Here is a 6,968-nt window from a genome sequence, read left to right on the forward strand (position 1 = left end):
TCGCCGAGGTGGTCGAGGGTAAGCCGCCGCGGAAGGTGCCGGACATCCCGGTGGCCACCCGGCTCGCCGGTCTGGAGCCGCTCAACATCGACGACGACTCCCTGTTCGTCAACATCGGCGAGCGCACCAACATCACCGGCTCCGCCCGGTTCCGCAACCTGATCAAGGCCGAGGACTACGACACCGCGCTGTCGGTGGCGCTGCAGCAGGTCGAGGTCGGTGCGCAGGTCATCGACATCAACATGGACGAGGGCATGATCGACGGCGTCGCCGCGATGGACCGGTTCACCAAGCTGATCGCCGCCGAGCCGGACATCAGCCGCGTCCCGGTGATGATCGACTCCTCCAAGTGGGAGGTCATCGAGGCGGGCCTGAAGAACGTGCAGGGCAAGCCGATCGTGAACTCGATCTCGCTGAAGGAGGGCGAGCAGAAGTTCGTCCGTGAGGCCCGGCTGTGCCGCAAGTACGGCGCCGCCGTCGTCGTGATGGCCTTCGACGAGCAGGGCCAGGCCGACAACCTGGAGCGCCGCAAACAGATCTGCGGGCGCGCCTACCGGATCCTGACCGACGAGGTCGGTTTCCCGGCCGAGGACATCATCTTCGACCCGAACTGCTTTGCGCTGGCCACCGGTATCGAGGAGCACGCGACCTACGGGATCGACTTCATCGAGGCGTGCGCCTGGATCAAGGAGAACCTGCCGGGCGTGCACATCTCCGGCGGCATCTCGAACGTGTCGTTCTCGTTCCGGGGCAACAACCCGGTCCGCGAGGCCATCCACGCGGTGTTCCTGTTCCACGCCATCAAGGCCGGCCTGGACATGGGCATCGTCAACGCCGGTGCGCTGGTGCCCTACGACTCGATCGACCCCGAACTGCGTGACCGCATCGAGGACGTCGTGCTGAACCGTAGGGAGGACGCCGCCGAGCGCCTGCTGGAGATCGCCGAGCGGTTCAACAAGACAGAAGGACCCGGCGACTCGGACATAGCGGAGTGGCGATCTCTGCCGGTCCGCGAGCGCATCACCCACGCGCTGGTGAAGGGCATCGACGCGCACGTCGACGAGGACACCGAGGAACTGCGGGCGGAGATCGCCGCCGCGGGGGGACGGCCCATCGAGGTGATCGAGGGCCCGCTGATGGACGGCATGAACGTCGTCGGCGACCTGTTCGGCTCGGGCAAGATGTTCCTGCCGCAGGTGGTGAAGTCCGCCCGGGTGATGAAGAAGGCCGTCGCGTACCTGCTGCCGTTCATCGAGGCGGAGAAGGAATCCTCCGGGACGGCTTCCTCCAAGGACACCAACGGCACGATCGTGATGGCGACCGTCAAAGGTGACGTCCACGACATCGGCAAGAACATCGTCGGGGTCGTGCTGCAGTGCAACAACTTCGAGGTGATCGACCTCGGGGTGATGGTGCCCGCCCAGAAGATCCTGGACGCGGCCAAGGAGCACGACGCCGACATCATCGGGCTCTCCGGCCTGATCACCCCGTCGCTGGACGAGATGGTCAACTTCGCGGTCGAGATGGATCGCCAGGGGCTGGAGATCCCGCTGCTGATCGGCGGTGCGACCACCTCGCGTGCGCACACCGCGGTGAAGGTGGCGCCGCGCCGCAGCGGTCCGGTGGTCTGGGTCAAGGATGCGTCCCGCTCGGTGCCGGTGGCCGCCGCGCTGCTCGACGACCGACAGCGGCCGGCGCTGCTGGAGGCCACCGCGAAGGACTACGCGGCCCTGCGCGAACGGCACGCCCAGAAGAACGAGCGGCCGATGCTGACGCTGGAGAAGGCGCGCGCGAACCGGACGCCGGTCGAGTGGGACGGCTACACACCCCCGGTGCCCGCCCAGGGCCTGGGAGTGCGGGAGTTTCACGACTACGACCTCGCCGAGCTTCGCGAGTACATCGACTGGCAGCCGTTCTTCAACGCCTGGGAGATGAAGGGCAGATTCCCCGACATCCTCAACAACCCGGCTTCGGGCGAGGCTGCCCGCAAGCTCTACGACGACGCGCAGGAGATGCTCGACACCCTGATCAAGGAGAAGTGGCTGACCGCCAACGGAGTCATCGGATTCTTCCCCGCGAACGCGGTCGGCGACGACATCGAGGTCTACACCGACGAGACCCGTACCGAGGTGCTGACCACGCTGCACAATCTGCGCCAGCAGGGCGAGCACCGCGACGGCATCCCGAACCGCAGCCTCGGCGACTACATCGCCCCCAAAGAAACCGGTCTCCGGGACTACGTCGGCGCGTTCGCCGTCACCGCGGGGCTCGGCAGCGGTGACAAGATCGCCGAGTTCAAGGCGGCCCTCGACGACTACAGCGCGATCCTGCTGGAGTCGCTCGCCGACCGGCTGGCCGAGGCGTTCGCCGAACGGATGCACGAACGGGTCCGCAAGGAGTTCTGGGGATACCAGCCCGACGAGCAACTCGACAACGAGGCGCTCATCGAGGAGAAGTACGTGGGGATCCGTCCCGCCCCGGGCTACCCGGCCTGCCCGGAGCACACCGAGAAGGTGACGCTCTGGGAGTTGATGGACGTCCGGGAGCGGACCGGTATCGAGCTGACCGAGTCGATGGCGATGTGGCCCGGTGCCGCCGTCAGCGGCTGGTACTTCTCGCACCCGCAGTCGCAGTACTTCGTGGTCGGCCGGATGGCCCAGGACCAGGTCGCCGACTACGCGCGACGTAAAGGCTGGACCCTGGCCGAAGCCGAGCGCTGGCTGGCTCCGAACCTCGGCTACAACCCGGAGGACTGAGCCCTACCGGAACAGCTCACGGTGGCGGGCGGCCCACTGGGCCATGGTTTCGGCGAGCGTGCACCGGATCGCACTGCCGGACAGGGTGATTCCGTCAGCACGGTGCCCGGCCGTCCGCGGCACGGCGGGGCGGGCACCGCGCCGACGTCGGTGTCGTGCCGAGAGCCACGCTCCGACGGTTAGCGTGACGTCACCCGCGCATGCCACAATGGCCCGGTGCGAGCGGTGCTGTGGGACATGGACGGAACGCTCGTGGACTCCGAAAAGCTGTGGGATGTCTCACTTTCCGCGCTGTATGAGAGTTTCGGCGGGGTGATGAGCCAGCAGACCAGGGCCGCTCTGGTCGGGGCGTCGGCCGAAGAGACGATGGAGACCGTCTACGCCGAACTGGGCCTCGATCCCGACCCGGTGGCGATGACGGAGTCGATCCGCTGGCTGCATGATCACACCGCCGGCCTGTTCGACGACGGCCTGCCGTGGTGTCCCGGCGCCCGGGAGATGCTGGAAGCGCTTGCGGCCGAAAAGACTCCGACGGCGCTGGTGACCAACACGGTGCGGCAGCTCGCTGAGCGTGCGCTCGACAGCATCGGTCGTCACTTCTTCTCGGTCACGGTGTGCGGGGACGAGGTGCCCAGCGGCAAACCGGCGCCCGACCCGTACCTGCGGGCGGCGGAACTTCTCGGGCTGCCAGCGTCGGAATGCCTGGCGGTCGAGGACTCGGTGACCGGCGCCGCGGCCGCGGAGCGGGCGGGGTGCGCGGTGCTGATCGTGCCCAACGAGGTACCGGTCCCCGGCGGGCTGCGCCGCAGGCACGTCGAATCGCTGGCCGGCCTCGACGTCGCCGGCTTGCGCCGGATCTACCGTGAGATCGACGGGGAACTGCGTAACCGCACCGCCTGAGGCGCGTCATCACGATCAGTTTCGGGAACACCCCCGGCCGGAAGTCCCGAGTGATTGAATGTGATCCTCATCACGCATCGTTGCGCGGAAGGGTCAGCACATGGCCGCACAGGGACCACCCATCGGGGATGCACCGGGACTGGACTACGAGGAGACCGAGCACAGCGGCCGGGTGGTGCGGATCGCGTGTGTCGCCGCCCTGGGCGGTCTGCTGTTCGGCTACGACAGCGCGGTGATCAACGGCGCGGTGGCCGCGCTGCAGGACGAGTTCGGCATCGGCAACTACGCGCTGGGTTTCGCGGTCGCCTCGGCACTGCTGGGCGCCGCGCTCGGCGCGTTGACCGCGGGCCGGCTGGCCGACAGGATCGGCCGCCTGTCGGTGATGAAGATCGCCGCGGTGCTGTTTCTGATCAGCGCATTCGGTACCGGATTGGCCACCAACATCTGGCTGGTGGTGATCTTCCGCATCGTCGGCGGCATCGGGGTCGGAGTGGCATCGGTGATCGCGCCGGCCTACATCGCCGAGACCTCTCCACCCCGCATCCGGGGCCGGTTGGGGTCGCTTCAGCAACTCGCGATCGTGTCCGGCATCTTCCTGTCGCTGGCCATCGATTACGGGCTGGCCCAGCTGGCCGGGGGCTCACGCGAGGAACTGTGGCTCGGCCTGCCCGCCTGGCGGTGGATGTTCCTCGTGATGGCCGTTCCGGCGATCGTGTACGGCGCATTGGCTTACACCATTCCGGAGTCCCCACGCTATCTCGTTGCGACATACCGGATTCCGGAAGCACGCCGAGTGCTCACCATGCTCCTGGGGGAACGGAATCTGGAACTGACCATCACCCGCATCCAGGAATCGCTCAAGTCCGACAAGCCGCCGTCATGGCGGGATCTGCGCAAACCGTCGGGTGGCATCTACGGCATCGTGTGGGTAGGTCTGTTTCTGTCGATCTTCCAGCAGTTCGTCGGGATCAACGTCATCTTCTACTACAGCAACGTGTTGTGGGAGGCCGTCGGATTCGACGAGGGGCAGGCGTTCGTCATCACGGTGATCACGTCGGTGACCAATATCGTGACGACGCTGATCGCGATCGCGTTGATCGACAAGATCGGCCGCAAGCCGCTGCTGTTGACCGGATCGGCGGGCATGGCGGTCACCCTGGGCACGATGGCGGTCATCTTCGGGACGGCGCCCCAGGTCGACGGTCAGCCCCAACTCGGCGACGTCGCCGGGCCCGTCGCCCTCGTCGCGGCCAACCTGTTCGTCGTGGCGTTCGGCATGTCGTGGGGACCCGTGGTGTGGGTGCTGCTCGGCGAGATGTTCCCCAACCGGATCCGGGCCGCGGCCCTCGGGCTTGCGGCCGCGGGCCAGTGGGTCGCCAACTGGTTGATCACGGTGACCTTCCCGGAACTGCGCAACGTACTCGGCGTCGCCTACGGGTTCTATGCGGTCTGCGCGGTGTTGTCCTTCCTGTTCGTGTTCCGCTGGGTGGCGGAGACCAAGGGCAAGCATCTGGAGGACATGCACGGCGAGATTCTGCGGGAGGACAAGACCGCCGCAGGCTGAGCGTCACGGGTCCTACCCGGGCGATCACGTCCGCCGCGCCGCGGCGTGACACAATCGCCAAACGTGAAGACCTTCGATGCACTGTTCGCCGAACTGAGCGAACGAGCACGCACCCGCCCGGCCGGCAGCGGAACCGTCGCCGCACTCGACGGCGGCGTGCACGGCATCGGCAAGAAGATCCTCGAGGAGGCCGGCGAGGTGTGGCTGGCCGCCGAGCACGAGAGTGACGACGCCCTCGCCGAGGAGATCAGCCAGCTCCTGTACTGGACGCAGGTCCTGATGCTGTCCCGCGGCCTGACGCTCGACGCCGTGTACGGGAAGCTCTGATGTCTGCGTCTCGCACCCCGATGCTGCGGGTCGCCGTCCCCAACAAGGGCACACTCAGCGAACCGGCCGCCGAGATCCTGTCCGAGGCCGGATACCGTCGCCGCACCGACACCAAGGACCTGACCGTCGTCGACCCGGTCAACCAGGTCGAGTTCTTCTTCCTGCGGCCCAAGGACATCGCGATCTACGTCGGCTCGGGACAGCTGGACTTCGGCATCACCGGCCGCGACCTGGCCCGTGAATCCGACGCACCGGTGCGGGAGCGCCTCGCGCTGGGGTTCGGCAGCTCGACGTTCCGGTACGCCGCCCCCGCCGGCCGGTCGTGGCGGGTGGAGGACCTGGCGGGCAAGCGGATCGCCACCGCGTTCCCCAATCTGGTGCGAAAAGACCTGGCAGCCAGAGGGATCGACGCCACCGTCATCCGGCTCGACGGGGCCGTGGAGATCTCGGTGCAGCTCGGTGTCGCCGACGCGATCGCCGACGTCGTCGGGTCGGGTCGCACGTTGGGGTTGCACAACCTCGCCGCCTTCGGTGAGCCGCTGTGCGATTCGGAGGCGGTGCTGATCGAGCGCGACGGCGCCGACGAGAATGCCTCGGCCCGCGACCAATTGGCGGCCCGGGTGCAGGGCGTGGTGTTCGGCCAGCAGTATCTGATGCTGGACTACGACTGTCCGCGTTCGGTACTCGAACGGGCCGCCGAGGTCACCCCGGGGCTGGAGTCGCCGACGATCGCGCCGCTGGCCGACCCGGACTGGGTCGCGGTGCGCGCCCTCGTGCCCCGCCGCGACGTCAACGCGATCATGGACGAGCTGGCCGCGATCGGCGCCAAAGCCATTCTGGCCTCGGACATCCGCTTCTGCCGCTTCTGAGTGACACCCCGCGCGACGCGGTGCGCCGTGTTAGCGTCCGGAGGTCCACCCGGCGTGCGGAGGTCCGATGACGCAGGTTCTCGTTCTCGTGCTGGCCCTGTTGATCGGTATCGTCGCCGGATCACGTGCGCTGACGGCCCCGGCCGTCGTGGCGTGGGGCGCGATGCTCGGCTGGATCGACGTCGCCGACAAGTGGTCGGATTGGATGGCGCACCCGATCACGGTCACCGTGCTGACCATCTTCGCGGTCGGTGAGCTGGTCACCGACCAGCTGCCCAAGACCCCGAGCCGCAAGGTGCCCGTCCAGTTCCTCGCCCGGCTCGCCACCGGCGGGTTCTCCGGTGCGGTCATCGGCAGTGCCTTCTACCACTCCATCATCGGCACCGGCGCAGGCATCATCGGCGCCGTGCTCGGCACCCTCGCCGGCGCGGCGCTGCGCAGCAGGCTGGCCGGGGCCAGGGACGGCAACGACCGTCCCGGCGCGTTCACCGAGGACGCGCTGGCCGTGGGCGGCGGAATCCTGGTCGCCTTCCTGGTCAGCCTGGTCTAGGG

General features: G+C 67.8%; 6 protein-coding genes. All 6 read left to right on the forward strand.

All coding sequences use genetic code 11. The annotated features are described in order from the left end of the window. Positions 1 to 2,756 (forward strand): methionine synthase (metH, locus tag ASJ79_RS15385; protein WP_067956610.1); only part of this gene is annotated, 2,756 nt, incomplete at its 5' end. 216 nt (positions 2,757 to 2,972) lie between these two features. Further along, a complete protein-coding gene (locus ASJ79_RS15390) occupies positions 2,973 to 3,656 on the forward strand; it encodes an HAD family phosphatase (protein WP_067956612.1) in 684 nt (227 codons plus the stop codon). A 100-nt stretch (positions 3,657 to 3,756) separates the two neighbouring features. Next, the gene (locus ASJ79_RS15395; protein ID WP_067956614.1) at positions 3,757 to 5,220 is read left to right on the forward strand and encodes a sugar porter family MFS transporter; all 1,464 of its coding nucleotides are present in this window, start codon (positions 3,757 to 3,759) and stop codon (positions 5,218 to 5,220) included. A 45-nt stretch (positions 5,221 to 5,265) separates the two neighbouring features. Continuing rightward, positions 5,266 to 5,547 (forward strand): phosphoribosyl-ATP diphosphatase, encoded by a 282-nt coding sequence (locus ASJ79_RS15400; RefSeq protein ID WP_067956616.1) that lies wholly within the window; start codon positions 5,266 to 5,268, stop codon positions 5,545 to 5,547. A gap of 20 nt (positions 5,548 to 5,567) precedes the next feature. Continuing rightward, on the forward strand, positions 5,568 to 6,416 hold the full coding sequence (gene hisG, locus ASJ79_RS15405; protein WP_067956618.1) for an ATP phosphoribosyltransferase: 849 nt from the start codon (positions 5,568 to 5,570) through the stop codon (positions 6,414 to 6,416). Between the two features lie 67 nt (positions 6,417 to 6,483). Then, on the forward strand, positions 6,484 to 6,966 hold the full coding sequence (locus ASJ79_RS15410; protein WP_067956620.1) for a DUF4126 family protein: 483 nt from the start codon (positions 6,484 to 6,486) through the stop codon (positions 6,964 to 6,966). Positions 6,967 to 6,968: the final 2 nt, after the last annotated feature.

The sequence above is a fragment of the Mycobacterium sp. NAZ190054 genome (assembly GCF_001545925.1).
In the GTDB taxonomy this organism is placed as follows: domain Bacteria; phylum Actinomycetota; class Actinomycetes; order Mycobacteriales; family Mycobacteriaceae; genus Mycobacterium.